The organism is Brevundimonas sp. DW-iso22 (assembly GCF_058725425.1).
Genome location: NZ_JBZXEB010000005.1, coordinates 233,327 through 257,690, shown reverse-complemented (window position 1 = coordinate 257,690; position 24,364 = coordinate 233,327). Strand labels below are relative to the sequence as shown.

Here is a 24,364-nt window from a genome sequence, read left to right as displayed (position 1 = left end):
CCGATGATCACAACGGCAGGCGACTGAGATCGTAGCCTGCGGCAGCGGCGGCGGCGCGCAGATGGTCGGCGTCAGCACCCGCAAGCCGTTGTGCCATGGCCCAGCACGCCGCCGAACGCATACCGGAACGGCAGAACATGATGGTGCGCCCATTGTTCGCCGCGTCGGACTTCAACACCTCGCCTACTGCGCTGACGGCCTCGGCGTGAGGCAGGCCTCTGATCGGGATATGGTGAAAGTCCAGCCCCGCCGCTCGGGCCGCCATTTCGAGGTCGGTCGAGGAAATCTGACCGGGCTCCTCGTCATCCGGCCGATTGTTGATGACGGACGTAAAGCCTTGAGCCCCCAGGGCCACCAGATCATCCATCGAAAGTTGAGGCCCGACACTGACGGTGTTCGACAGGGCGCTGGGATTTGTCATGGCTGCTGTCTCCGTACGCGAACGGCACCGCTGCGACCGACCACCAGCAAGAAACTGCCCAGCGCACCGCGGCGGACCCGCACGGTCTCGCCGGCTCTGTTGTTGATGCGGACGCGATCTGTATCGACCTGATTCCAGGTGCTGCCGTCAGCCAGGACGAACGTCCAGCGGCCATCGCCAGCCTGGCTGGCCCGCGTCAAGGTCGTCTCGATGGAGTCGATGCGATCTGCCGGCCGGGCCGGTTGAAGAATGTCGGCCGGGGCGGAGGAGGTGCCAAAGGCCTGTCGGCGCGCTTGGGTCGCCTGCTGCCTATCGACGACCAGAAGGTCGCCGCTACGCAGGGCGGAATCGATCGCGCGCGCTGCGGTGTCCAGACACTGGAGCCGCTGTGTATCGGCAGTGATGGTCAGGCATTCGGACAGGGACGCCACGATACGGGGGGTATCGCCATGACCAGCGTCCTGGGCGTTAGCATCGAATACCGAGAGGCCGAAAAGAGCGGCTGCGGGAAGTATTAACAGTCTGGAAACCATGAAATCCTCGGCCATCAGGCAATAACGGGTTCGTGGGTCTGTGAGGCGACACATCGTGACGCTATCACGCCTCCGAAGGCACCCGTGTCAAGAATGCGACAGGTTAGCGGCGACTGCATTACGACGGTGTAATTTTCTAGCACAAGAGGCGAGTCCGGGCCTACCTCTGGCAGGTTGCGGTGCTTCGGTATGCCGCAAATGCAATATTCACGCAGCCGAGACGCCGCACATAAGACAGTTTTACTGTTGGCTGGCGTCAAGAGGGGAGACTACCTTTGAAGTTCCAACATAGCCGCCGCAGCCTGCTGGCGTCGACAATCATTGCAGGTGCCTCTGCGCTCGCATTCGCCGCGCCGGCCGTGGCGCAGGATGCGGAGCCTGCCACCATCGATGATGTCGTCGTCACCGGCTCGCGCATCGTCCGTCAGGACTATGTCGCCAACAGCCCGATCTCGACCGTCACGTCCGAGCAGATTCAGGCGCGCGGCGACGTCAACGTCGAGCAGATCCTGAACCAGCTGCCGCAGGTCGTGCCTGGCCTGTCTGCTAACTCAAACAACCCCTCGAACGGTTCGGCCACGGTGGACCTTCGCGGCCTGGGTGCAAGCCGGACGCTGGTGCTGGTCAACGGTCACCGCTTCATCCCCTACGACAAGAGCAATGCCGTCGACCTGAACAGCATTCCGGCCTCGCTGATCGAGCGCGTGGAAGTGGTGACCGGTGGTGCCTCGGCCGTGTACGGCTCCGATGCCCTGGCTGGCGTCGTCAACTTCATCTTCAAGCGCAACTACGAAGGTTTCGGCTTCGACACCCAGTATGGCATCTCGGGCTTTGGTGATGGCGAGCAGTTCAATGCCTCGCTGACCTTCGGTTCGAACTTCGCCGACGACCGCGGTAACGTGACGGGCTTTGTCGGCTATTCTGACCGTGATGGCTTCTTCCCGAACGAGGATCGTCCCTGGTCCGTGTCCAGCGCCGCTGGCGGTTCGGGCACCGGTGAGTTTGGTGGCCTGAACAACCTGGGGACCAACCCCTACACTGCGGCTGGCTGCCCGACGGCCAACCCCTGCCGCCGCTCGTTCCGCACGCCGGGTGTTCCTGGCCCGTTCAACAACGACTTCGGCCTCGGCCCGACCAGCGATCGCTATGACTTCGCGCCGGTCAACCTGCTGCAGTCGCCGTCGGAGCGTTTCAACGTCGCCCTGATGGGTCACTATGACGTCACCAGCAACATCGAAGCCTTTGCCGAAGTCTTCTATACGGACAGCCGCAACACCTCGCAGCTGGCCCCGACCCCGGCGACCGGCATCCAGATTCCGGTCGACAACTTCTTCGTGCAGAACTCGCCGGCCCTGCTGGCCTATGTCAACACCCGTACGAACCCGCTGCTGCCGCTCAACTTTGACCGCCGCATGTCGGAAGTCGGTGCGCGTATCCAGGGCAACAACACTGACGTCTATCAGATCAACACCGGCCTGCGTGCCGATCTGGGCGGCGACTGGGAACTGGAGGGCTACTACAGCTACGGCCGCACCGAACTGACCACCTCCATCCAGAACGACGTCTCGCGCTCGCGCCTGAACGCCGCCCTGGCCGGTGGCGGCACGGCCACGACCTGCGCCCCCTCGGCGCTGGCCCTGTTCCCGACCTGCGTGCCGATCAACCTGTTCGGACGCGGCACCATTACGCCTCAGGCTGCTGCCTTCGTTCGCCTGAACTTCACCGACCGCAGCATCTTCGAGCGCAACAACGCCCAGCTGAACCTGACGGGTACGCTGACCGAACTGCCGGCTGGTCCTCTGGGCATCGCCGCCGGTGTCGAATACCGCGAGGACAGCCTGGCCTACACGCCGGATGACGCCAAGAATGCCGGCGACATCTTCGGCTTCAACGCCGAGCGTGCCGTTTCGGGTCGCAGCTCTTCGAAGGAAGCGTATTTCGAAGCCGCCGTGCCGATCCTGCGCGACATGCCGTTCGCCCAGTCGCTGGAACTGGAATTCGGTCTGCGCTACTCGAACTACAGCACCGTCGGCGACGTCTGGTCCTACAAGTTCGGCGGTTCGTGGGAGCCGGTCGACAGCCTGCGACTGCGTGCCCTGTATCAGCGCGCCAGCCGTGCGCCGAACGTGTTCGAACTGTTCCAGGCCAACGACCAGGGCTTCCCGGCCGTTCTGGATCCCTGCACCACCGTCAACCCGACCACGGGTGCACCGCGCACCCTGACGCCGGGCGTGCAGAACTTCTGTACGGCACAACTTGGCTTTGACCCGGTCGTGACCGGCTTCGTCGCCCAGAACACCCAGACGGAAACCTTCTTCTTCGGTAACCCGAACCTGTCGGAAGAAAAGTCTGACACCGTCACCGTCGGTGCCGTCTGGCAGCCGACCTTCGCCCAGGGCCTGTCGTTCTCGCTCGACTACTACAAGATTGAAGTCGAGGACTACATCGGCACCATCTTCGGCGGCGCCTCCGGCATCGTCGGACAGTGCTTCGCCGCAGGTGCAGCCGCCTCGGCCACGACTCCGACGCCTGTGTCGTCTGTCGCAGCCTGTAATGATCCGGGCATCGGCCTGCCGCTGATCTTCCGCGACCCGGCCGGCAACCTGAAGGCGCGTGCGCCTCTGGGCAACGTCTCGCAGCTAACCACCAGCGGCGTCGACTTCTCGACCCGTTACGGCTGGGCTGTGCCGTGGGCTGGCGGCATGTGGGGCGACAAGCTCGATATCGCTGTCAACGTGACCTATCTGGACAGCTACGAGCTGGACGGCATCGAGTACAAGGGCACGGCCGGCGCCTACAACATCAGCGCCACCCTGCCGGAGTGGAAGGCCAACATCTCGCTGGGCTACGACGTCGGTCCGGTGCGTCTGGCCTACTCGGGCACGATCATCGACGAGCTGGACAACCAGGGTAACATCCCTGACTTCGGTGATCCGTCGGGCTACTCGGGTGTCGACTCCTACTGGTACCACGACCTCAGCGGCACGTTCCAGGCCACTGAAAACATGGAACTGTTCGCCGGCGTTCGTAACCTGCTGGACGAAGAGCCTCCCGTGTTCGACAACGCCAACGACGGTAACACCGACCCCAACGCCTATGATGTGGTCGGACGCTACTTCTTCGTCGGCGCGCGTCTGAAGTACTAGAACGCGACCTGACTAATCAGGATCAGGCGGCGGGGCTTCGGCTCCGCCGCCTTTTTCTTTGCGCGCCGCTTGCCGCAGAAAAACCATCGGGGCACTTCAGGCGTTGCCGCAATCCCGACCTCCGTGGTCGCCATTCGATGAGTGCCTGCCCCATGATCGCCAGTGTCGTCGCTGCCCTGCTTCTGATCCAGTCCGCGCCCTTGCCGCAGGACGGCCCGGTGACCACCGCACCTCGCGCGGTTCCATCAACCGATGGGCCGGTGTCGACCGCTGCGCCCGAAGGCGGCGAGACTAGCGAGTCCCTGCGCTTCCGCGAGGCGGTGGCCTATGGCAACGATCTGCCTCGTGGGGCTCCGCAGGGCGACTATCCTTTGGTGGCGTGGTGCGAGGCGCTGGTGAACGGCCATGTGGCGCTGGGCGAGACGCTGAGCGACCGCGATCCGCTGGATCAGGACATCATCCGCCTGGGTCGTCTTGAGGCCGCCGATTTCCGCTCGGCGCTGGTTGCGGCCGAGCCTCGTCAGACGGCGGCGACACGCGAGGCGGCGCGGGCCGCTGCCGCCGAAGCTACGGGCAAGTGGACACCTCTGGTGGGTCAGTCGGAGGCGGTGCGCAGCCAGGCGTTCGGCCTGTTCTTCGGCTTGCCGGGACGGTGCGAGCATGCGGCACGCCGCATCCGCGACAATATCACGACGCCGCCCGTCACCCCGGCGGAAGTGGGGCTGGAGTAGCCGTCAAGCCGCAGCGTTTCTCTGCGGTACCTCTGGATCGTAGTTCAGTATGGGAGCCAGCCAGCGTTCCGCAGTGGCGATGCCCCACCCTTTGCGTCGGGCGTAGTCCTGGACCTGGTCCAGATCGATCTTTCCGACGCCGAAATAGTGGCTGTCGGGATGGCCGAAATACAGCCCACTGACGGATGCGGGTGGAGTCATGGCGAAGCTCTCGGTCAGGGCCATGCCCGCGTTGATCTCGGCCTGCAGCAGCCGGAACAGGGTCGCCTTCTCCGTGTGATCGGGCTGGGCCGGATAGCCGGGGGCCGGGCGGATGCCTTGGTATTTCTCTGCGATCAAGTCCTCGACCGTAGTCTCCTCGCCGACTGCATGGCCCCACAGTTCGGTGCGGACCTTCTTGTGGAGCGCCTCGGCGAAGGCCTCGGCCAGACGGTCGGCCAGGGCCGTCGCCATGATGGCCGAGTAGTCGTCGCCGGCGTCCTTGAACCGTTTGGCGATCTCCAGCTCGCCGTGGCCGGCGGTGACGGCGAAGGCACCGATATAGTCGCGGCCGTCCTCGGCGACGAAGTCCGACAGGGCCAGGTTCGGCTTGCCGTTCGACTTCCTGATCTGCTGGCGCAGGGTGTGGAAGCGGGCGACCTCGGCGGTGCGGCTCTCGTCCGCGTAGACGGCGATATCGTCGCCGATGGTATTGGAGGGCCAGAAGCCGACCACGCCCTTCGCCGTGAACCATTTTTCCTCGACGATCCGCTTCAGCATGGCTTGGGCGTCCTTGAACAGGTCGCGCGCGGCCTCGCCGACGATCTCGTCTTCGAGGATGAGCGGATAGCGGCCAATCAGCTCCCAACTGGCGAAGAAGGGCGTCCAGTCGATGTGGTCGGCCAGGTCCTGCAGGTCCCAGCTATCGAAGGCGCGCACGCCCAGGAATGATGGGGAGCAGGGCAGGGGCGTCGCGGCATCGGGCCGGAAGCGGTTCTGGCGCGCGGCGGGCAGGGACGCCCGCGCCTTGACCTCCTGACCGCGCGCGTACTGCTCGCGGATACGGACGTATTCGTCGCGCGTCAGGGCCTCGTTCTTCGCCCGTTCGCTCTTTGACAGCAGGCCCGAGACCACGCCGACGGCGCGGCTGGCGTCGACGACATAGGTGGTCGAGCCCCGGCGGTAGGCGGGTTCGATCTTGACCGCCGTATGGGTCCGGCTGGTCGTCGCGCCGCCGATCAGCAGCGGAATGTCGAAGCCGCGCCGCTCCATCTCGCGCGCCACGAACACCATCTCGTCCAGCGACGGCGTGATCAAGCCCGACAGGCCGACGATGTCGACCCTGTGCTCGACGGCGGCGTCCAGAATCCGGTCCGCCGGGACCATGACCCCCAGGTCGATGACCTCGTAGTTGTTACACTGAAGGACCACGCCGACGATGTTCTTGCCGATGTCGTGGACGTCGCCCTTGACCGTGGCCATCAGGATGCGGCCGGCCTGTTCCCTCGGCTTGCCGGCCTTTTCGGCTTCCATATAGGGCTCCAGCCAGGCCACGGCCTGTTTCATCACCCGGGCCGACTTGACCACCTGGGGCAGGAACATCTTGCCCGAACCGAACAGGTCGCCGACCACGTTCATCCCGTCCATCAGCGGACCCTCGATGACGTGCAGCGGCCGCTCGAACGACAGGCGCGCCTCCTCGGTGTCGGCGTCGATATATTCGGTGATGCCGTTGACCAGGGCGTGTTCGATCCGCTTGCCGACCGGCTGGTCGCGCCATTTCAGATCGACGACCCGGGCCACGCCCTTGTCGCCCTTGTAGTTGGGGGCGATGTCGACGAGGCGTTCGGTGTTGGAGACATTGGTCCGCTGCGGCCGGTTCAGGATCACGTCCTCGACGGCCTCGCGCAGCGTCGGGTCGAGGGTGTCGTAAACGGGCAGGTCGCCGGCGTTGACGATGCCCATGTCCATGCCCGCCTGGATGGCGTGGTACAGGAAGACGCTGTGGATCGCCCGCCGCACCGGCTCATTGCCGCGGAAGCTGAACGAGACGTTCGACACCCCGCCCGAGACGCGTGCGTAGGGCAGGGTCGCCTTGATCGCGCGCGTCGCCTCGATGAAGTCGACGGCGTAGTTGTCGTGCTCCTCGATTCCCGTCGCCACGGCGAAGATATTGGGGTCGAAGATGATGTCCTCGGGCGGGAAGCCGACCTCGTCGACCAGGATGCGGTAGGCGCGGGTGCAGATCTCGATCTTGCGCGCGGCGGTGTCGGCCTGCCCCACCTCGTCGAAGGCCATGACCACCACGGCGGCGCCGTAGCGCAGGCATTTCACGGCCTGTTCGCGAAACTCCGCCTCGCCCGCCTTCATCGAGATCGAATTGACGATCGGCTTGCCCTGGACGCATTTCAGCCCGGCCTCGATCACCTCCCATTTGGAGCTGTCGATCATCACCGGCACGCGGGCGATGTCGGGCTCGGCCGCGATCAGGTTGAGGAAGATGATCATGGCCTGCTTCGAATCCAGCAGGCCCTCGTCCATGTTGATGTCGATCACCGAGGCCCCGGCCTCGACCTGCTGACGCGCGACGTCCAGAGCGGCAGCATAGTCGCCGTTGATGATCAGCTTCTTGAACCTGGCCGAGCCGGTGACGTTGGTCCGTTCGCCGACGTTGATGAAGGTGGGACGCATCAGGCAGATTCCAACAAATCAGCGTATCGGAGAGCGACAGCAGCCAAAAGGCCGCGCTCGTGGGCGGCTGCGATTGCTCCATCGCAGAAGCGTTCAGCCCGGATGATGTGGGTTGTGAAACCGTCCAAGGTCACCCGATCTGCCGTTGCGACGCTTTCAAGCGTTGCCGGAGCCAGTTCACGACGAAGTATCCTGTCGTAGGTCTCGCTCGGACCCCCCGCACCCAATGCTTGCATCGCTGCCCGCCAATCTCCTTCGATTGACGCGTAGTCTGGATGGGGAAGGGATTTTCCGTCGGGGCTGTGCCAGCGGACGAAGTCCGGCGACGTCGTGGCCTCCAGGCGCTCGGCGAGATCGCGTAGCGATGACGGGGACATGGCCGAACTCAAGCCACCAGCTCGAATGGTTCAAGACCCGACAGCCGCATCGCCACGGGTCGTTCCGGAACCACGCGGGGTGCCAACGGCGCGACCTCTTGCGCCACATGCCGGATATGCTCCGGCGTCGTGCCGCAGCAGCCGCCGACGATGTTAACCAGGCCCGACGCTGCCCATTCTTCGATGAAGTGGGCAGTTTCGTGCGGCTGTTCGTCATACTGGCCCATGGCGTTGGGCAGGCCGGCGTTGGGATAGGCGGCAACCAGGGTGTCGGCCACGCGGCTCAGTTCGGCTATGAACGGCCGCATCAGATCGGCGCCGAGCGCGCAGTTGAAGCCGATGGCGAACGGTTTGGCGTGGCGCACGCTGTTCCAGAAAGCTTCCGCCGTCTGGCCCGACAGGGTCCGGCCGGAACGGTCGGTGATGGTGCCCGAAATCCAGATCGGCAGGGCCTCCATGCCCTCGTCCTCGAGGTCCTTGATGGCCTTGATGGCGGCCTTGCAGTTCAGCGTGTCGGTGATGGTCTCGATAAGATACAGGTGCACGCCGCCTTCGTTCAGCGCCTTCACCTGGTGGCGATAAGCGTCATAGACCTGGTCGAAGGTCACCAGCCGGGCGCCGGGGTCGTTCACGTCCGACGACATCGACAGCATCTTGTTCAGCGGCCCGATCGAGCCGGCGGCAAAGCGCGGCTTGTGCGGCTCCTTGGCGGTCCAGCGGTCGGCCGCGGCGCGGGCCAGTTTCGCCCCCTCCAGATTGATGTCCCACACCGACTGTTCGTCGAGTTTGTAGTCGTCCTGGGCGATCACCGTGGCCGAGAAGGTGTTGGTCTCGGAGATGTCGGCGCCCGCCGCGAAATACTGGTCGTGCAGGCCGGCGATGACATCCGGCCGGGTCAGGCACAGGATGTCGTTATTGCCCTTCATCTGGCCGTTGTGGCTGGTGAAGCGGTCACCGCGGAAATCCTCTTCCGACAGCTCGCTGCGCTGGATCATCACGCCCCAGCTGCCGTCTAGGACGAGGATACGCTCGCGTGCGGCGGCATGGAGGGCGGCGATGCGGGTAGCGCGGGTCATGCGGCCACCGCCTGTTCCCTGACGCCCAGCACCCTGCAGATCGCATAGACCAGCTCGGCGCGGTTGAGGGTGTAGAAGTGGAAATCGGAGAAGCCCTCTTCCTGCAGCCGCGCACAGGTCTCGGCCGCGACGGAGGCGGCGATCAGCTTGCGGGTCTCCGGGTCGTCGTCCAGCCCCTCGAAATGGGCGGCCAGCCAGTCGGGCACGGCGGCGCCACAGGCCGCGCTCATCCGCTTCAGGCCGTTGAAATTGGTTACGGGCATGATGCCGGGGATGATGGGAATGGTGATGCCCGCTGCCCTCACGCGGTCGCGGAAGCGCAGGAAGGCGTCGATGTCGAAGAAGAACTGGCTGATCGCGCGCGTCGCGCCCGCATCCACCTTGGCCTTCAGCACGGCGATGTCGTGGTCGATCGACCCGCTCTCGGGATGGCCCTCGGGGTAGCAGCCGACGGTGATCTCGAACCCGCCCTTGGCCGCGAGGGCGGCGGTCAGTTCGGTGGCGTTGGCGTAACCGTCCGTATGCGGAACATAGGCCCCGCCGATGCCCTCGGTGCCCGGCGGATCGCCGCGCAGAGCCACGATGTGACGCACGCCAGAGGCCTTGTAGCCGTCGATCACGGTATCGACCTCGGCCCGGCTGGCCTCGACGCAGGTCAGGTGGGCGGCGGGGGTCAGGTCGGTCTCGGCCAGGATGCGCTGGACCGTGCGGTGCGTCCGCTCGCGCGTCGAGCCGCCCGCGCCATAGGTGACCGAGACGAAGTCGGGCTTCAGAGGGGCCAGACGGGTCACAGCCTTCCACAGGGTCGCCTCGGCCTCGTCGGACTTGGGCGGAAAGAATTCGAAGGACACGCGGGGTCGCGACCGGTCCTGACCGGCGCGGGCGACTGGCCCCAGCGGCGACAGCAGCAGGGCGCGAGCCTCGGCCAGATTGAGGGAGGCGGCGGTCATGCGGCCCTCGTTTCGACGGCGGCCTGGCGCTCGGCGGTCCAGATGCAGACGGTCAGGCCGTCGGTGTCGGGGGGCAGGATGATCGGGGCGGCGGGCGTGAGGCCGGCCTCGGCCAGCCAGCGCCGCATTTCCTCGTCGGCGAAGCCCAGGCGGCGGTGCTGATGCTCCTCGCGCAGCTGTTCGATCTGGTGCGGGGCGAAGTCGACGATCAGCAGGCGGCCGCCGGGTGCCACCAGGCGCGCCGCCTCGGCCACGGCGGCGGCGGGATCGGCCAGATAATGCAACACCTGATGGACCAGGACGCGGTCGGCACTCTGGGCGGGCAGGCGGGTGGCGAAGATGTCGCCGTGGCGCAGCTCAACCTTGTCCAGGCCCGCCCGGGTCACATTGGCGCGAGCGATATTCAGCATGTTGTGGCTGAGGTCCAGGCCCACCGACATCCGCGCCTGTTTGCCCAGCAGGGTCAGCATCCGGCCCGAGCCGGTGCCCAGATCGACGACACGCTCAAACGGACCGTCGCCCGCCGCCTTCAGGATCGCGGCCTCGACGTCGGTTTCGCAGACATAGAGCGAGCGGATGCGGTCCCATTGGGGGGCCACGCGCTCGAAATAGGCCCCGGCGGCGACCTCGCGGTCGCGGCGGACGTCTTCCAGACGACGGTCGTCGGCGGCCCCGGCCTCGTCGTCCAGAAGATCGAGGATGGTGTCGATCAGGCGACGGGCGAGGGGGTCCGAAGACAGGCGGTAGAAGACGCGAGCCCCATCGGGGAAGCGCTCGATCAGGCCCGCATCGGTCATGAGTTTGAGATGGCGCGACACGCGCGGCTGGCTCTGATCCAGAATGCCGGACAGCTCCATGACCGACAGCTCCTCGCCCGCGAGCAGCGACAGCACCCGCAGGCGCGTCGGCTCGCCCGCAGCACGCAGGGCCTCGATTGTCTGATCGGCGGTCAGGGTCATATAATCATATAAGGATATCCTTATATGATTTGGCAAGCCGTTTTTGCGGTCACGACGGAGGCTTGGGCAGGCGCGAGACAGCGATCATGACGGCGATGGTCCATGTGGCGAAGGCCGCTTCCAGCACGCGCTGGGCCGCGCCGTGCCATGGAAACTCCGGACCGATGATCGGGATCATGAGCGCGGCGGCCATGCCGCAGACCAGACCCAGCGGGAACAGCCTGGGCCCACCGGGCCAGCCCCGGGACGCGATCGCCAGCACGAAGACACCGGCGACACCCAGCAGATAGCCCAGGCCACCGAGTAGTTCGTGCAGCATGCCGGAGGCGCTGGCTCCCTCGACCGCGCATTCGAAATCGCAGGGGAAGACGCCGCCGAAGAAGAGTCCTGCGCCGTTCAGGGCGCACAGGATGAAGCCGATGACGGCCAGCGGGCTGCGCGGGAAGACGGCGGCGCACAATAGCCAGAAAACGGCCAGCAGCAGGCCGGACATGATGAACGCCGTGCTGACCCACGTCCCCGTCGCCGTGCCGCCGGCTCCCATTTCGCTGACGTACTGGCTGAGGGGATCGTAGCCCGGATAGCCGAAGGGGGCCGCGAAGATGACGACGGCCAGGATCAGCAGGCTGGCCGTGCCACACAGGATTGTCAGTTCACGCAGCATCTGGGGCCCTCCCTTGCCGTCAGGCTAGACGACCGTGGAGCCTATGGCCAAGCGCTCAGATTCGCTGGAACGGATAGAAGTCGTTGCCCAGATCCAGAATGCCGGTCAGTTCGTCCAGTGCCCGGCGGCTTTCGTCCAGCAGGGCGGGGTCGGTCAGGTCGGCGGGGGTCAGGGTGTCGCGGTAGTGGGTACTGCCCCACTGGCTGAGCCGCGCATGCAGGGCGTCGGTCATGCGCATGGCGGGGTTGGTCGCGGCCTGCTCCGCCTCGGTCAGGACGACGCGCAGGCGCAGGCAGGCCGGGCCGCCGCCGTTGCGCATCGACTGGCGGACATCGACATATTCGACCCGGCCGATGGGGCCGTTGGACGTGACCAGACCCTGAGCCACCGCATGGCTGCGGGCGTTGTCGCGGGTCTCGGTCGGGCAGATCAGGGTCAGGCGGTCCTCGCCCGGCAGCGACACCAGCATGGAGTTGAAAAGATAACTGGAAATGGCGTCGGCCAGCGGCAGGTCGGCGGACGAGACCTCCACGAAGATGGGGTCGAAGCCTGTGGCGGCCGCGCGGATCGCGGCATGGGTGCCCGCGGTGTCCTCGAAGGCCAGGTCGTGGTGGAACAGGGTGTCCAGAGCCCCGACGCATACCACGTCGTTGTGGAAGGTCCCGCCCGCGATCGCGGCTCGGGATTGACGGGCCAGGACGGGGCCGGAGGCCCCGTGGCGGCGGGCGATGGCTTCCGACGCCTCGCGCGTCTGACGGGCGGGGTAGGGGCCGGACCAAGGCTCATAGGCCTCTCGCCCCCAGATCAGCAGATTGACGCCCGGCTGGCCGTGCTCGGCGCACAGGCGGACGTGGTTGGCGGCTCCCTCGTCGGCCAGATGGGCGACGGAGGGCAGGGCGTCGTGGACGGCGAACCGGTCCTGATCGGCAAAGAGGGCGTCGAGTGCGCGCGTCGTTTGCCGGTGCTCCAGCGAGCGGTGCAGGTTGGTGACCAGATTGGCGGGGGTGAAGTGGACGCGGCCATCGGCGCTGTCGGCGGATGGCGTCACCGTCGCGGCATTGGCGGCCCACATGGGACTGGCCGAACAGGCGGCTGCGGCGAAGCTGGGCGCGTCCTTCCAGGCCTGTTCGAGCACGCGGGCGTCGGAGCCGGTGAAGCCCAGGCTGCGCAGGAAGGGTATGTTGGGCCGCTCGTGCGGCGGCAGGACGTATTGCGGCAGGCCGAGGTCCGCCAGCCGCTTCATCTTGTCGAGGCCCTGCAGCACGGCCGCGCGGGGGTTGGACGCCTCGCCGGCGTTCAGGCTGGAGGCGAGGTTGCCGGGGGACAGTCCGGCATAAGAGTGGGTCGGGCCGATGAGGCCGTCGGCGTTGGCTTCGACGGCGTGGGCACTCATGCCTGCAACCCTTTGATCTCACCCTCGATGTTCTTCACCGCGCTCGCTTCGAAACTGGCGACCGGGTAGGCGCAGTAGTCGGCGGCATAGTAGGCGCTGGGGCGGTGGTTGCCGCTGGCCCCCAGACCACCGAAGGGCATGTCGCCGGCGGCCCCGGTGGTCGGGCGGTTGAAGTTGACGACACCCGCGCGGATGCGGCGGATGAAGGTCTGCCAGTGCGCCGGGTCGTCACTGACCAGACCGGCGGACAGGCCGTAGCGGGTGGCGTTGGCGGCGGCGATGGCGTCGTCGAAGCTGGCGACGCGAGTCACCGACAGAAAGGGCGCAAACATCTCCTCGTCGGGCACATCGACCCCGGTCACGTCGATGATCGCCGGTTTGACGAAGGCACCGGGCAGATTGCCGACAGGTCCGGAGGTACGAATGACCCGGGCGCCCGCATCGATCCGCTCCTGCAGGGCGGCCAGCGCGGCGGCGGCGGCCTTTTCGGAGATCAGCGGGCCGGCATAGGGTTCGGGGCTGCTGTTCCAAGGGGCGAACAGCAGACGGTCGCTGAGGGCGGCGACGGCTTCGATGATGGCGTCGCCCTGGGGCCCTTGGGGCACGATCAGGCGGCGCGCGCAGGAGCAGCGCTGGCCGGTGGTGATGAAGGCGGACTGGACGACGATGCCCGCGACGGCTTGCGCATCCGCCGTGTCCCAGACGACCAGCGGATTGTTGCCGCCCAGCTCCAGCGCGAGGATGACGTGCGGATCGTCCGCGAACTTGCGGCGGAAGTGAGCACCCGCTGCGCCCGAGCCGGTGAACATCAGGGCGTCGATGCCGCTGTCCAGCAGGGCGGCACCCGTGTCGCGTCCGCCCTGGACCACATTGACCACGCCGGTCGGCAGGTCGGCGGCCTCGAACGCCTCGGCCATCAGCTGGCCGGTCAGGGGGGTTTCCTCGGACGGCTTGAAGACGACCGTGTCGCCGGCCAGCAGGGCCGGGACGATGTGACCGTTGGGAAGGTGGCCGGGGAAGTTGAAGGGACCCAGCACCGCCGCCACGCCGTGCGGGCGATGGCGCAGGGTGGCGGAACCGAAGGCGGTGTCGGCGGTGCGTTCGCCGGTCCGTTCGTCATAGGCGCGGATGGAGATGTCGACCTTGCCCTGCATGGCGGTCAGTTCGGTGGTCGTCTCCCACAGGGCCTTGCCGGTCTCGCGGCTGATGGCCTCGGCGATCCGGGGTGCGCGGTCCTTCAGGACGGCCTGATAGCGTTTGACGGCGTCGATGCGGTCCTGACGCGAACGGTCGGCCCAGTCGGGGAAGGCGGCGCGGGCGCGGTCGGTCGCAGCCTGAACCTCGGTGGCGGAGGCCGCTGGGCCTTTCCAGACGGTGTCGCCGGTGGCGGGGTCAATGGATTGGAAGCGGGTCATTTGGTCACTCAGGATTTGACGCGAACCACATCGCCGGCCCGGACCTTCAGGGCGTCGGCGGTCTCGCGGTTCAGGGTGGCGGTCTCGCCTTCGATCTGGGTACGCTGGCGCACCGCGCGGAAGTCGGCGACGCAGTCGGTCGAGATCAGGGCGGGCAGTTCGGCCTCAACCTCGTCGGCGATGGCGACGGTAAGGCGGCGGGCATCGCGCACGGTGCGGATGTTGTCGCGTCCGCAGGCCACGGTCGGGCCCGCATCGAAGATGTCGACAAGGCCGTTGGGGCGGAACCCTTCGCTCTCCAGCAGGGCCATGGCGGGTACGCCCTGCGGATGGACCTTGCCGATCACGGCCCGCGCGGGTTCGGGCAGCAGTTCGATGTAGATCGGGTGGCGCGGGGCCAGGTCCAGGATGAACTGCTTGTCGGTCGAGCCGGTCATGCGATCGGCCTCGTCGAACTCCATCGGGAAGAATTTGTGCGCCACATGGTCCCAGAAGGGGCAGGCCCCATCGGGCGTGAAGACGCCGCGCAGCTCGGCCAGGACATTCTCGCTGAACAGCTCCGGCTCGGCCCCGATCAGCATATAGCGCGACTGGCTGAGCAGGCGGCCTGCGCCGCCCTTGCGCCGGTCGGCCTTCAGAAACAGCGAGCCGACCTCGGTCCAGCCCGTGCACTCATTGACCAAGACCAGGGTCTTCTGTTCCAGCTTGATGCCCAGCGATGGGGATGACTGGGCGTTGTTGACGACGCGGAAGCTGAAAAAGGGGCGGTTCAGCCCGACGGCCGCCTTGACCGAGCCGATGCCGTCGACGTCACCCGTCTCGGATTCCTCCAGCATCAGGGTGTACCAGCGCTGCTGGACATCGATCCGGCCGGCGAAGCTGTCCCGGCTGAGGTCCAGCCGCTCGATTAGCTGGTCCGGGTCTTCGGGCAGGCTGGTGAAGCCCGGACCGGACAAAATGGCCAGTTCCAGCAGGAAATCGAGATCGGCAGGTCCGGCGGGGCGAACGACGAGCATGGTTACATCGTCTCCAGACGCAGGGATTTCAGTTTCAGCGCATCGATTTCGCCCGAGGCGATCTTGCACAGGATCAGGGCCGACAGCTGGGCGCGTTCGACGAAGCTGGCGGGCCAGGCGAACTCCTGATCCGAATGGATATCGCCGCCCAGGACTCCGAGCGTATCGATGTTGGGCAGGCCCGCGGCATGCAGGTTGTTGCCCTCGCACACGCCGCCCGACGGCTTCCAGGCGATGGTCTGGCCCAGCAGCGAGCCGGTGTGGCGCACGGCTTCGAACAGGGCCGTCTGGCTGGCGTCCATCGGCTTGGGCGCACGGGTCATGCCGCCGTGCAGGTCCAGGGTCAGGCCGGGGAAGGGCGGCTCGGTCGCGATCTGCTGTACGGTCTCGGATATCCAGGCCGAGGCTTGGGCGTCTGGCACGCGCACGTTGAAGCGTACGACGGCATTGTCGGCCACGACATTGAGCGCGCCACCCCCGGAAATCTTGGCCACATTGACGGTGACGCCCTCGCGCTGGCCGTTCAGGGCGTGCAGGCGGGCTGCGATGATGGCGGCCCCGGCCACGGCATTCGACCCTTCGTGGAAGGCGCGACCGGCATGCGCAGCCTTGCCTGTGACGATCAGGTGGTAGTTGCCGCTGCCCTTACGCGCTCCGGCCAGGGTGCCGTCGGCCAGCGCTGGCTCATAGGTCATGCCGACATGGCCACGTGCGCCCAGTTCGGCCAGCAGGGGGGCGGAGGCGGGCGAGCCGATCTCTTCGTCCGGGCTCAGCAGCACGGTCCAGCCGACATTGGCCTTGTCGGGATGGGTCTCGAACGCCTCAAGCGCGGCCAGCATGACGGAGATGCCACCCTTCATGTCGGCGATGCCTGGACCGTTCAGCGCCCCATCGGGGCGGGTGGTCACGGTCTGGAACGCGCTCTCGACCGGGAAGACGGTGTCGTAGTGGCCCGTCAGAACGACCTGGATGGGGGCGTCAGGGCGCTGGGTGATCTTGAGGGCATCGGCGTGGGCCTCGTGACGGACCGCGCCATCATCGCCGACGCTGGTCGAGGAGGCTGTGCCGATGCGTTCACAGGCGGCATCAAGGCTGATGGCTTCGGTCTCCAGACGCGCCAGCACGGCTTGCAGTCCAGCGGCATTTCGGCTGCCAGAGTTCAAATCTGACCACTCGACGGCACGCTGGATAATAATCGCCTCGCGCGCTGCGACATGGTCGAGCACGTTCTGATCTGTCGGCAGAATCCGCATGCGGCAGACCCTAGCGACATGGATTGCAAAGGTGAAGGCGGGCGACGGTTTCTCTCGTTGCCAGCAAGGGCTAGGCTACGATTCATGGGGGAACAATTTATGGCGCACGGCTGGATCAGATACTTCAATCCGGCGGCGACGCTGGAAACTCAGGATCATGCCCTCGCGGCGACACGTGCCAGCTCGATCGGCATGATCATCGGTGCGGCGCGGGACTCCATCCTCGCCTGGTACACTGCCAATGCCGGTGCGGAGGCGACACGGCTGGCCGTTGATCAGATGACGCAGCGACCTGAAACCGCCGAACAGATGCAGGCGGCAACGCAGATCGGACTGGCCGGTGCGATTAGTATGGTGGCCTTGCAGCTTGTCCTGGCCGTGGTGCACTGGCGCAAGCCCAGTAGCCTGTTGCCTCTGGTTTTCCTGATGCTGGTCGTGTGGGCCCTGGGGACCGGAGCCCTGGCATTCGTATATGCGGTGGGCGGTCAGGGGATGGCCAGTCAGCCCATGGGTCTGATCGTCATGACCCTTGTGACTATGTCCGCAGCAGCGCTTCTGCATGCAACGGCCATTAAAGGGGCCGGCAGGTTGGCGGAGTTTCGCAAGTTGGCTTCAGACTGAGGATCAAGACGCCTTTCGTACATCACTGTGGTCGGGTTAGGCTCCGCGCCTCATAACCGGGAGGCGAGAATGAGTCTGATATCTGCAATGAACCCCACGGCCCCGATCACGGACCGTACCCAGGCTATCGCTGCGGCGCGATCCAGCGCCGTCGCCATCTTCATCGGCGTAGCCTGGGGCATCGTCACCACGATCTATCTGGCGACGGCGGCACCGGCTCTGATGGAGTCGGCCTTTGCCGAAGCCGCTCAAACCGATCCGAATGTGGCCGGGATGGAAGGCATCGCTGGTGCCATGACCGGTTTTGTCGTGATCTGGGCCGGGCTAATGGTCGTGATCCAGATCGTTCTGGGTCTGGTGCAATGGTTCAAACCTAACATCGTGATCCCGATCTTGTTCACAGTCCTGGTCGTGTTCGGTCTGGGAAGCGCTCTTCTGGGCCTGATGGGACCTTCAGCTCAGTCAGCGGCGGCGGGTCCGATGTGGTTCACGGTTCTGGGCCTTGTCGTTCTGGTCGTGGAGCTCGTGCTTCACATCGCCGGCATTCGCGGTGCCAATGCGATGAACAAGATGCGTGCCGTCGATCAGGACGTGTTCTGATTTTGACATCAAGCCGGAACGAAGCGTGAGCGGTGCCGGGCTAGGTTCTGCCAACCCGGCTCCGCTTTAACGCCCCTGACGGTTCTGGCGCCGGTCCTCTGGACCGGTGCCGGGCTGTCGGGTCTGGCGACGCCAGCGGATCGACAGGCTGGCCCCTTCGCCACCGAACTTGGTGCTGACCGTCAGGTTGCGGCGCACCTGCCACTCCAGATTCACCGCCGCGCCATTGTCGCCGCCGCCGATGACTTCCAGATACAGGTCGTCGGTCAGATAGCGGCCACCCGCAATCGTCAGGCCTGACGCCTCGCCGCCGAATGACAGTCGGTCCAGACCGGCCAGTTCGCGCAGGTTCCCGATCACATCGAAGCCACCGCCTCCGGCCAGCGACGCGACGCCTGCCGCCAGCTGGGCCGCCTCGAAGCCCGACAGTTGTGATGCCGAGCGTCCGAAAAGGACCTGCGACAGGATTTCGTCCTGGGGCAGGGCGGGATTGGAGGTCAAGGCGATCTCGGGCCGCGCGGCCGTGCCGGTAACGCGGATCGTTGCTGTGATGGCCGGGTCTTCGCGAGTTGCTGACAGGTTGAGCCTGATCTGCTCAGGATTGGTCGACAGGCTGACCGTGCCGCGCGGGTCGAAGATGAACCGCTTGCCGGCAAAGTCGTAGTCGCCGCGCACGACGCGCGCCGTGCCGCTCAGCTGCGGTTCCGCGATGGTGCCACGCACGCGGGCATTGACGTGCATCTCGACATTCAGGCCTCGTCCAACGACGCGCACGTCGCCGCCCGGCGAGCGTATGGCGATGTCCAGTCCGATCTGGGGGCCTTGGGGCCGGTCGGCGGTATCGATCTCCTCGGCATTGCCGCCGGGCTTGTTGATCTCGACCACATCCATACGGACGATGCCGGTGGAGCCGGGCGGATTGGCCTCGATCCTGGCCTCGTCGATATCGATCTGCCCCGTCAGCTGGATGTTGCCGTCGGCACCGCGCACAACGGTCAGGGGCCCGGAGGCGCGGGCCTCGGCGATGTCGTTGTCGATGATGCGGAAGCGGGTCAGGGCCAGTTCGAAGTTGGACCCGGAGCCCTGGCGCAGGCCGATGCGTCCGCTGCCGGACACCGTGCCCCCCGATCCGTCATTAGCTGTGAAGGTCTCGACTAGGGCGGTGGTGTCGTCAAAGCGGCTGGCCAGTGTCAGACCGGCCAGACGCAGGCCCGTGCCATTGTCTCGGAACGCCCCCTGCTGCACGTCCAGTCGACCATTGATGCGCGGAGCATTCAAGGTGCCGGCCAGCGTCGCATTGGCGTCGATCTGGCCGGACAAGGAGCGTTCACCACCCAGGAACAGGTCCCAGATGGGCTGGACCTGGCCCTGAATCGCAACCGTGCCGCTCATCGGGCGGGTGCGGGCGATGGCCAGGCGCAGTGGCGCGGCGGAGGCCTCGACCGGCAGGGTGACGTCGGCGGTGGCGGAGACGGCTCCGTTGTCGCGGGCATCGGCCTGGATGCGCAGGGTGTTGTTGACCAGCATGGCACTGACCGTGCCGTCGACGGCCAGGCCTCGCGGCGCGTCGATGCTGCGGATATTCTCCAGCGCCACATTGGCCGAGCCGGACAGGTCGTCGCCTGCGCCGCGCAGGGACAGACGGCCCGTGACCCGACCGCGCAGATCAGGCGACAAGGAGCCTAGCTCCACGCTGGTCAGATTGGCCTCGATCACAGCGGCGCGGGAATCCCGACGCATCTCGCCGGTCAGGACTCCGCCGCCAACGTTGAGATCAACACGCGCCACCTGGCCATCGCCGGACAGGGCGAAGACGGCTGGGTTGCGGGTCGTGAAATTGATCTCGCGCGCGCTGCCCGAGCCGTTCAGCACGATGGTCTGGGCCGCGCCCTGGCGGGAATAGACGCCGGTGCCGTTGAAGGCGGCGGGCGTGCCGCCCCCGACGTCGGCGACGATGGTGAAGGGCAGGCGATCCAGGGTGCCGCGACCGTTAAGGTCGATGCGACGCACGACCCATGACTGACCGGCCAGCCTCACATTCGCCCCGGTGACGTCGACGATGGCGGTGTCTCTGCCGGCACCCTCGGTCAGGCGGACGCGACCCTCCGCTGTGCCGGACGCGAGGAACGCTCCGGGGCGGGCGGTGAAGGCCAGGTCGGCGCTGGAGGGCAGGTTGTTGGACAGGGCGACCGAGCCTTGGGCCGTCACACCGCCCGCATCCAGATCGACATTGGTCAGACGGATTTGCGGACCGCCCAGGTAGAAGTTGCCGCTGGCGCGGGCGGGGCCATAGTTGGACTGGGCCGTGATCGCGATACTGCCGTCCGAGGCGTCGGCACCCTTGCGGAACGTCAGGGCCAGATTGGCCTGGGTCAAATCCAGCGGTCCAGCGGCGATGCGATCGAACCGGGCCTTCAGGTCCGCACGCGGCTCGGCCAGGGTGCCTGTCAGGGCACCATCACCGGTCATGGCTCCGTCGATAGCGACCGGGCCGACACCGAACGGGCCACGCGCGTTCCAGTCGAGGGCGAGCCGCAGCTGGCCATTGCCCTCGATGATGCCGCGCGCATTGGCATTGGCCTGGGCCCCTGTCAGGGCCGCGCGCTGGATGGAGATGCGCCCGCCGTCCAGGCCACCGGTCAGTTGCAGACGAGGTGTGCGACCCAGAAGGCGATCCAGCTCCTCCTGACCCGTGAACAGACCACGGCCGCGGCCGTCGAAGGTCAGGCTCCAGGGGGCACCGGTGCGGCGCATGGCGGCGGTGATCGGCCCGCCGAACGATCCGCGCGCGCCGGGTTGCACGAGAGAGGCATCGGTGACGGTCGCATTGCCCCGGAAGCTGAGCCCGCCCAGCAGGTTGCGTCCGCCCGAGCCTGTGACTTTGAGGCCCTGACCGTCCGCCTGAAGGCGTTGTAGCAGGATCGCTCCATCCGGCTGACGCGCCGCCTGAAACTGGACACGGGGCTGGGTGCCGAGCAGGCCACCGACGATCCCGGCAGTGGACCCGCCCTTGGCGCGGATGTCGCCCTGCAGGTCGAAGCGACCCGCCCTGGAACTCAAGTTGAGAGGCCCCGAAATCCGCTGGGCCTGATAGCTGGACAGGTTGGCGTTCAGCAGATCGACCGACCCGTTCAGGGTCCAGGCCGCTCCATCGCCCTTGAACAGGGCGGAATAGGCGGCAGGACCCGCCAGCGGCGTGCCGGCCAGTCGGGTCAGCGACGGCGTCGAGATTTCCAGCTGAATGCCATCCGGCGTGCTGCGGTCCGCCTTGCGCATCATGCCAGACGCACTGGAGTTCAGATTTTCGGACACCAGATTCCAGCCCACGCCTTGCAGGCCGTCGTTGTCGGTATCGGGCCGCACGACCAGGCCGAAGCGCGCTGTCCGCCCAACGCGGTCCACGAAGGGCTGCAGCAGGTCAGAGCCGGAGAAGTCGGCGTAGCCGGCGATCCGCGTCTGGTCCTTGCCATAGGTGCCGCGGATGGTCAGGGGTGTGAAGGTGCCAGTGCGCATCACCACATTGACGACTTCGCCATTGACGATACCGACGGCATTGAACGGCTGGTCCGGCGAATAGCCCAGAGCCCCGGCCAGCGGGCCGCCCTGGGACTCATTGGCCTGAACGTTCAGGCGGATATCGGCCAGCTCGTCACCCATCCGACCGCTCAGACGCAGGAAGTCGCCGGGGCGGGTGTTGCTGAAGGCATTGATCGTGGCGGTCTTGTCGCCGACACGGGGCAGGCCCAGAGCGCCGTCCAGCTTCCACCGGCCATATTCTTGGCTGAAGCCTTCCAGCAGTTCGATATTGGCGGCGAACCGGTCGATATCGACCGAGATAGGCTGCTGGCCGGGCGGGTTGGTCGAGGCCTCGACCTCGGGGCGGCGGATCAGGCGAACGACCTCGGCCTCGATATTGGTGGCGTGGAAACGCCGCGCGACCAGGGGCCAGAAGCTCCAGTCGACGCGGACCTTGCGCGCCTCCAGCCAGACTCCCTGGGCATCCGTGACCGTGACCCGTTGGATAGTGAAGTCGTCGAACAGGTCACCCTCGACGCCCTCGACGCGGATTTCACCATAGTTGCCGATGCGTTTGCCCTCGACGAAGCTGGTCACCAGCTCCCGGCCGGGCCCCGACAGCAGATACATCCGCCCGCCGACCAGACCCACGATCAGCAGGCCGATCAGGATGGCGACCGCGATGCCGCCGAAGAAGGCCAGAGCCTGAAGGCGGGTGCGCTTGCGCTTTTCCTCGGCGGCGGGCGTCTCCGCCTTGTCTTCGGGCGCATCGGTCGGGGGCTGAGCGTCGGTCAAAACGCCTGGCCCAGACTGACATAGACCTGGAAGCTGGGATCGCCCTCACGCTTATCCAGCGGAATGGCGATATCCGCCCTGATCGGGCCGAATGGCAGAAGGTAGCGAACGCCCACACCGGCAGCATAGCGCAGGTTGCCGAAGTCCGGCGTTTCGTCGAAGCCCACGGCACCGGCATCCACAAAGGCCACGCCCTGGAAGCTGCCGAAGACCTTGCGGCGCACCTCAAGAGAGGTCTCGAACAGGCTCAGACCTCCGCGAGGCGTGTTGTCGGGAAGGCGAGGGCCCACACTCTGGTATTCATAGCCGCGTACAGAGCCGCCGCCGCCGGAATAGAACAGTCGGTCAGCAGGAACGGTCAGCTCTTCGCCGCCGACGATCGAGCCCAACTTGACACGGCCCGCAAGCACGGTCCTGTCCTCCTGGAAAGACAGGTAGCCTGTGGCCTCGGCTTCGGTCCGAAGGAACAGCACCGTGTCCTCGCCCGCCACGGCCGTTGGCTGGGCCGAAGCGCTCAGTCGCCAGCCGCTCGTGGGGTCCAGCGCATCGTTCGAGCGGTCCCAGTAGAAGTTGCCGCGCCCCGTCAGAATCACCAGGTCACGGGTCAGGCGTATGGGAGCCTGCGTCAGCGGGTCGAACCGGTTTTCGTCGTACTGACCGCCGTCCAGGCCCAGTCCATAGCTGTAGAATGAGGTCTTGCCGACCCGCTGGCGGATGTCGGCAGCCAGGACGAGGGCGGTCCTGCGATAGGCATCGGTGTTCTCATAAACAGCCGCGGTTTCAAGACGCAGTGTCTGGCTGGGCCTGCGCCAGTGCGGCAGGCTGAGCACGCCTCCGATACGGCTGTCGATCTCAGCCAGACGGGCCTGCCAGATCAGGGTGTCTGCGCGACCGAAGCGGTTGGACCAGGTCCAGGTCCCCTCGATCGCCGACCCGCCGGTGTTGGAGGGTGACGCGCCGGTTCTGCCTGCCGTGACGATCGCCTCGGCCGTTGACAGCGTGATGGCGGCTTCCAGGGTACGAGCCGGGCGATCCCGCAGGGTAACGATGACCGGGCGAGTGCCATTGGGCAGGTTTTGGTCCGCAGGCGACAGAGCTACGCCGATGCCGTCATAAACGCCGGTTTCGGTCAGCCGCCGTTCCAGTTCCGCGACCTGTTCCGGATCATAGACATCGCCCTGGACCCAAGGGGCCAAGCCGGCAACCCAGTCAGGATTGGTGGGGCCGCGCGTCCGCAGCAGAATGCCATCCAGCCGGACCAGAGGCCCGCTATCGATGTTGTAGTTTGGGGTGACGGTATAGTCGGTGTGGTTGACCACGACGCGACGCGCCCTGGCTTCGGCATCGGCATAGCCTCGACGGGTCAGGCCCGCGACAATGCGGCCCTCTGCCGCCAGTACATCGACCGCGCGGCCCGGGTCGCCAGTGGTCAGATCGACCTCTTCGCGAACGGCCAGATCGGTCGTTTGATCGGGGGGCGGCAAGGTCCAGTTCAGCCCATAGTCGGCCAGCAGGAACCGCGGTCCTGGGGTCACTTCGACGATAGCGACGGGTGTCTCTTCGCCTTCGACGTCATCGATGAGGGTTGGTTGATAATAGCCCTCGGATCTCAGAAGGGCTTCTGCCGATTCCATGGCGGCACGGGCTCGCCGGCGTGCTTCGAAGCGGTTGGACGGAGGATCGTCGACATCGCCGACAGCCCTCTGCAACTGAGCGCGCAGTTCGCTGTCCAGTTCACCGCGAATTAGAGCACGAGGCTCGGATTGAACCGCCGTCGCCAGTGCCATGAAGCCCGCCGTGCTGATCAGAAACAGGGCATGGCGGCTCGTCAAATGGAAACTCTGGGCTGTGCGAAGGAAGGCGGGTCCCTATCATGCGGCTTCATGGCGTCGATAGGGCGCGATTCAGTAGAAGAGTGTCTCACTCTCGGGCTGGACGGATTCTTCGGACGACCGTTTTTCGGGCGGCAAGGTGTCGACGGGCGGGGCCGAAGGAAGGGCAGCGGGTTCGACGACCGGTGCTGCGACTTCTTCAGCCGCAGGCGCTTCCACAACGTCTTCGACGATGACTTCAGGCTGTTCATCGTAGCTGTCGGGATCATCACAGGCCGCGATGGCACCGACACAAAGCAGCGCAAATGTCACAAACAGGCGTTTCACGAGTGTCGTCTCCCCACGGCTCATCCAGCGAACGTGCTGATCTGCCTCAGGTTCCATAGACGTGATTAT

General features: G+C 66.1%; 19 protein-coding genes. 4 read left to right on the top strand and 15 right to left on the bottom strand.

Annotated elements, in window-relative coordinates; all coding sequences use genetic code 11:
* Window positions 1–7 precede the first annotated feature (7 nt).
* Together AC4PRM_RS10010 and AC4PRM_RS10005 are read right to left on the bottom strand one after the other, a co-directional pair.
* Window positions 8–421: a protein tyrosine phosphatase family protein gene (locus AC4PRM_RS10010; RefSeq protein ID WP_487921805.1), complete on the bottom strand. Its 414-nt coding sequence runs from the start codon at window positions 419–421 to the stop codon at window positions 8–10.
* Entirely contained in the window at window positions 418–954 is a 537-nt protein-coding gene (locus AC4PRM_RS10005) for a hypothetical protein (protein ID WP_492039732.1), read from the bottom strand. The genes AC4PRM_RS10010 and AC4PRM_RS10005 overlap by 4 nt, the downstream gene beginning before the upstream one ends.
* A gap of 275 nt (window positions 955–1,229) precedes the next feature.
* Here AC4PRM_RS10005 and AC4PRM_RS10000 point away from each other — a divergent pair, with 275 nt between their 5' ends.
* Together AC4PRM_RS10000 and AC4PRM_RS09995 are read left to right on the top strand one after the other, a co-directional pair.
* The gene (locus tag AC4PRM_RS10000) at window positions 1,230–4,100 is read left to right on the top strand and encodes a TonB-dependent receptor plug domain-containing protein (protein WP_492039731.1); all 2,871 of its coding nucleotides are present in this window, start codon (window positions 1,230–1,232) and stop codon (window positions 4,098–4,100) included.
* Window positions 4,101–4,252: 152 nt separating this feature from the next.
* Window positions 4,253–4,831 carry a hypothetical protein gene (locus AC4PRM_RS09995; protein ID WP_492039730.1) on the top strand — a complete coding sequence of 193 codons (579 nt, stop codon included), beginning with the start codon at window positions 4,253–4,255 and terminating at the stop codon, window positions 4,829–4,831.
* 3 nt (window positions 4,832–4,834) lie between these two features.
* Here AC4PRM_RS09995 and metH read toward each other — a convergent pair whose 3' ends face one another.
* The 10 genes from metH to AC4PRM_RS09945 all read right to left on the bottom strand — a co-directional run bounded on the left by metH (window position 4,835) and on the right by AC4PRM_RS09945 (window position 16,604).
* Window positions 4,835–7,501, bottom strand: coding sequence for a methionine synthase (metH, locus tag AC4PRM_RS09990; RefSeq protein WP_492039729.1), 2,667 nt, complete (start codon window positions 7,499–7,501; stop codon window positions 4,835–4,837).
* A complete protein-coding gene (locus AC4PRM_RS09985; protein WP_492039825.1) occupies window positions 7,501–7,737 on the bottom strand; it encodes a DUF6508 domain-containing protein in 237 nt (78 codons plus the stop codon). The genes metH and AC4PRM_RS09985 overlap by 1 nt, the downstream gene beginning before the upstream one ends.
* A 149-nt stretch (window positions 7,738–7,886) precedes the next feature.
* Complete coding sequence (locus tag AC4PRM_RS09980; protein WP_492039728.1) at window positions 7,887–8,954, bottom strand: homocysteine S-methyltransferase family protein; 1,068 nt, start codon at window positions 8,952–8,954, stop codon at window positions 7,887–7,889.
* Window positions 8,951–9,904: a methylenetetrahydrofolate reductase [NAD(P)H] gene (gene metF / locus AC4PRM_RS09975; RefSeq protein ID WP_373258418.1), complete on the bottom strand. Its 954-nt coding sequence runs from the start codon at window positions 9,902–9,904 to the stop codon at window positions 8,951–8,953. Before metF ends, AC4PRM_RS09980 begins: the two co-directional genes overlap by 4 nt.
* Window positions 9,901–10,863 carry an ArsR/SmtB family transcription factor gene (locus AC4PRM_RS09970; protein WP_487921813.1) on the bottom strand — a complete coding sequence of 321 codons (963 nt, stop codon included), beginning with the start codon at window positions 10,861–10,863 and terminating at the stop codon, window positions 9,901–9,903. Before AC4PRM_RS09970 ends, metF begins: the two co-directional genes overlap by 4 nt.
* A gap of 49 nt (window positions 10,864–10,912) precedes the next feature.
* Window positions 10,913–11,527 carry a DUF998 domain-containing protein gene (locus AC4PRM_RS09965; RefSeq protein WP_492039727.1) on the bottom strand — a complete coding sequence of 205 codons (615 nt, stop codon included), beginning with the start codon at window positions 11,525–11,527 and terminating at the stop codon, window positions 10,913–10,915.
* A 55-nt stretch (window positions 11,528–11,582) separates the two neighbouring features.
* Window positions 11,583–12,920 (bottom strand): N-succinylarginine dihydrolase, encoded by a 1,338-nt coding sequence (gene astB, locus AC4PRM_RS09960; RefSeq protein ID WP_492039726.1) that lies wholly within the window; start codon window positions 12,918–12,920, stop codon window positions 11,583–11,585.
* Window positions 12,917–14,335, bottom strand: a complete 1,419-nt coding sequence (astD, locus tag AC4PRM_RS09955; RefSeq protein ID WP_492039725.1) for a succinylglutamate-semialdehyde dehydrogenase — start codon at window positions 14,333–14,335, stop codon at window positions 12,917–12,919. The genes astB and astD overlap by 4 nt, the downstream gene beginning before the upstream one ends.
* A gap of 8 nt (window positions 14,336–14,343) precedes the next feature.
* Complete coding sequence (locus AC4PRM_RS09950) at window positions 14,344–15,351, bottom strand: arginine N-succinyltransferase (RefSeq protein WP_492039724.1); 1,008 nt, start codon at window positions 15,349–15,351, stop codon at window positions 14,344–14,346.
* Window positions 15,352–15,353: 2 nt separating this feature from the next.
* Window positions 15,354–16,604, bottom strand: a complete 1,251-nt coding sequence (locus AC4PRM_RS09945) for a hydrolase (RefSeq protein ID WP_492039723.1) — start codon at window positions 16,602–16,604, stop codon at window positions 15,354–15,356.
* Window positions 16,605–16,688: 84 nt separating this feature from the next.
* Here AC4PRM_RS09945 and AC4PRM_RS09940 point away from each other — a divergent pair, with 84 nt between their 5' ends.
* On the top strand, window positions 16,689–17,225 hold the full coding sequence (locus AC4PRM_RS09940) for a hypothetical protein (RefSeq protein WP_492039722.1): 537 nt from the start codon (window positions 16,689–16,691) through the stop codon (window positions 17,223–17,225).
* 69 nt (window positions 17,226–17,294) lie between these two features.
* Entirely contained in the window at window positions 17,295–17,825 is a 531-nt protein-coding gene (locus tag AC4PRM_RS09935) for a hypothetical protein (RefSeq protein ID WP_487921820.1), read from the top strand.
* Window positions 17,826–17,891: 66 nt separating this feature from the next.
* Here the strand turns inward: AC4PRM_RS09935 and AC4PRM_RS09930 are convergent, their stop codons facing one another.
* The 3 genes from AC4PRM_RS09930 to AC4PRM_RS09920 all read right to left on the bottom strand — a co-directional run bounded on the left by AC4PRM_RS09930 (window position 17,892) and on the right by AC4PRM_RS09920 (window position 24,295).
* A complete protein-coding gene (locus AC4PRM_RS09930; RefSeq protein WP_492039721.1) occupies window positions 17,892–22,136 on the bottom strand; it encodes a translocation/assembly module TamB domain-containing protein in 4,245 nt (1,414 codons plus the stop codon).
* A complete protein-coding gene (locus tag AC4PRM_RS09925) occupies window positions 22,133–23,968 on the bottom strand; it encodes an autotransporter assembly complex protein TamA (protein ID WP_373258429.1) in 1,836 nt (611 codons plus the stop codon). The genes AC4PRM_RS09930 and AC4PRM_RS09925 overlap by 4 nt, the downstream gene beginning before the upstream one ends.
* A gap of 72 nt (window positions 23,969–24,040) precedes the next feature.
* Window positions 24,041–24,295 (bottom strand): hypothetical protein, encoded by a 255-nt coding sequence (locus AC4PRM_RS09920; RefSeq protein ID WP_487921822.1) that lies wholly within the window; start codon window positions 24,293–24,295, stop codon window positions 24,041–24,043.
* Window positions 24,296–24,364 lie beyond the last annotated feature (69 nt).

Coding starts and splice junctions, on each gene's coding strand:
- AC4PRM_RS10010 (WP_487921805.1), bottom strand. CDS start 421: ATGACAAATCCCAGCGCCCTGTCGAACACCGTCAGTGTCGGGCCTCAA.
- AC4PRM_RS10005 (WP_492039732.1), bottom strand. CDS start 954: ATGGTTTCCAGACTGTTAATACTTCCCGCAGCCGCTCTTTTCGGCCTC.
- AC4PRM_RS09995 (WP_492039730.1), top strand. CDS start 4,253: ATGATCGCCAGTGTCGTCGCTGCCCTGCTTCTGATCCAGTCCGCGCCC.
- metH (WP_492039729.1), bottom strand. CDS start 7,501: ATGCGTCCCACCTTCATCAACGTCGGCGAACGGACCAACGTCACCGGC.
- AC4PRM_RS09985 (WP_492039825.1), bottom strand. CDS start 7,737: ATGCAAGCATTGGGTGCGGGGGGTCCGAGCGAGACCTACGACAGGATA.
- AC4PRM_RS09980 (WP_492039728.1), bottom strand. CDS start 8,954: ATGACCCGCGCTACCCGCATCGCCGCCCTCCATGCCGCCGCACGCGAG.
- metF (WP_373258418.1), bottom strand. CDS start 9,904: ATGACCGCCGCCTCCCTCAATCTGGCCGAGGCTCGCGCCCTGCTGCTG.
- AC4PRM_RS09970 (WP_487921813.1), bottom strand. CDS start 10,863: ATGACCCTGACCGCCGATCAGACAATCGAGGCCCTGCGTGCTGCGGGC.
- AC4PRM_RS09965 (WP_492039727.1), bottom strand. CDS start 11,527: ATGCTGCGTGAACTGACAATCCTGTGTGGCACGGCCAGCCTGCTGATC.
- astB (WP_492039726.1), bottom strand. CDS start 12,920: ATGAGTGCCCACGCCGTCGAAGCCAACGCCGACGGCCTCATCGGCCCG.
- astD (WP_492039725.1), bottom strand. CDS start 14,335: ATGACCCGCTTCCAATCCATTGACCCCGCCACCGGCGACACCGTCTGG.
- AC4PRM_RS09950 (WP_492039724.1), bottom strand. CDS start 15,351: ATGCTCGTCGTTCGCCCCGCCGGACCTGCCGATCTCGATTTCCTGCTG.
- AC4PRM_RS09945 (WP_492039723.1), bottom strand. CDS start 16,604: ATGCGGATTCTGCCGACAGATCAGAACGTGCTCGACCATGTCGCAGCG.
- AC4PRM_RS09940 (WP_492039722.1), top strand. CDS start 16,689: ATGGGGGAACAATTTATGGCGCACGGCTGGATCAGATACTTCAATCCG.
- AC4PRM_RS09935 (WP_487921820.1), top strand. CDS start 17,295: ATGAGTCTGATATCTGCAATGAACCCCACGGCCCCGATCACGGACCGT.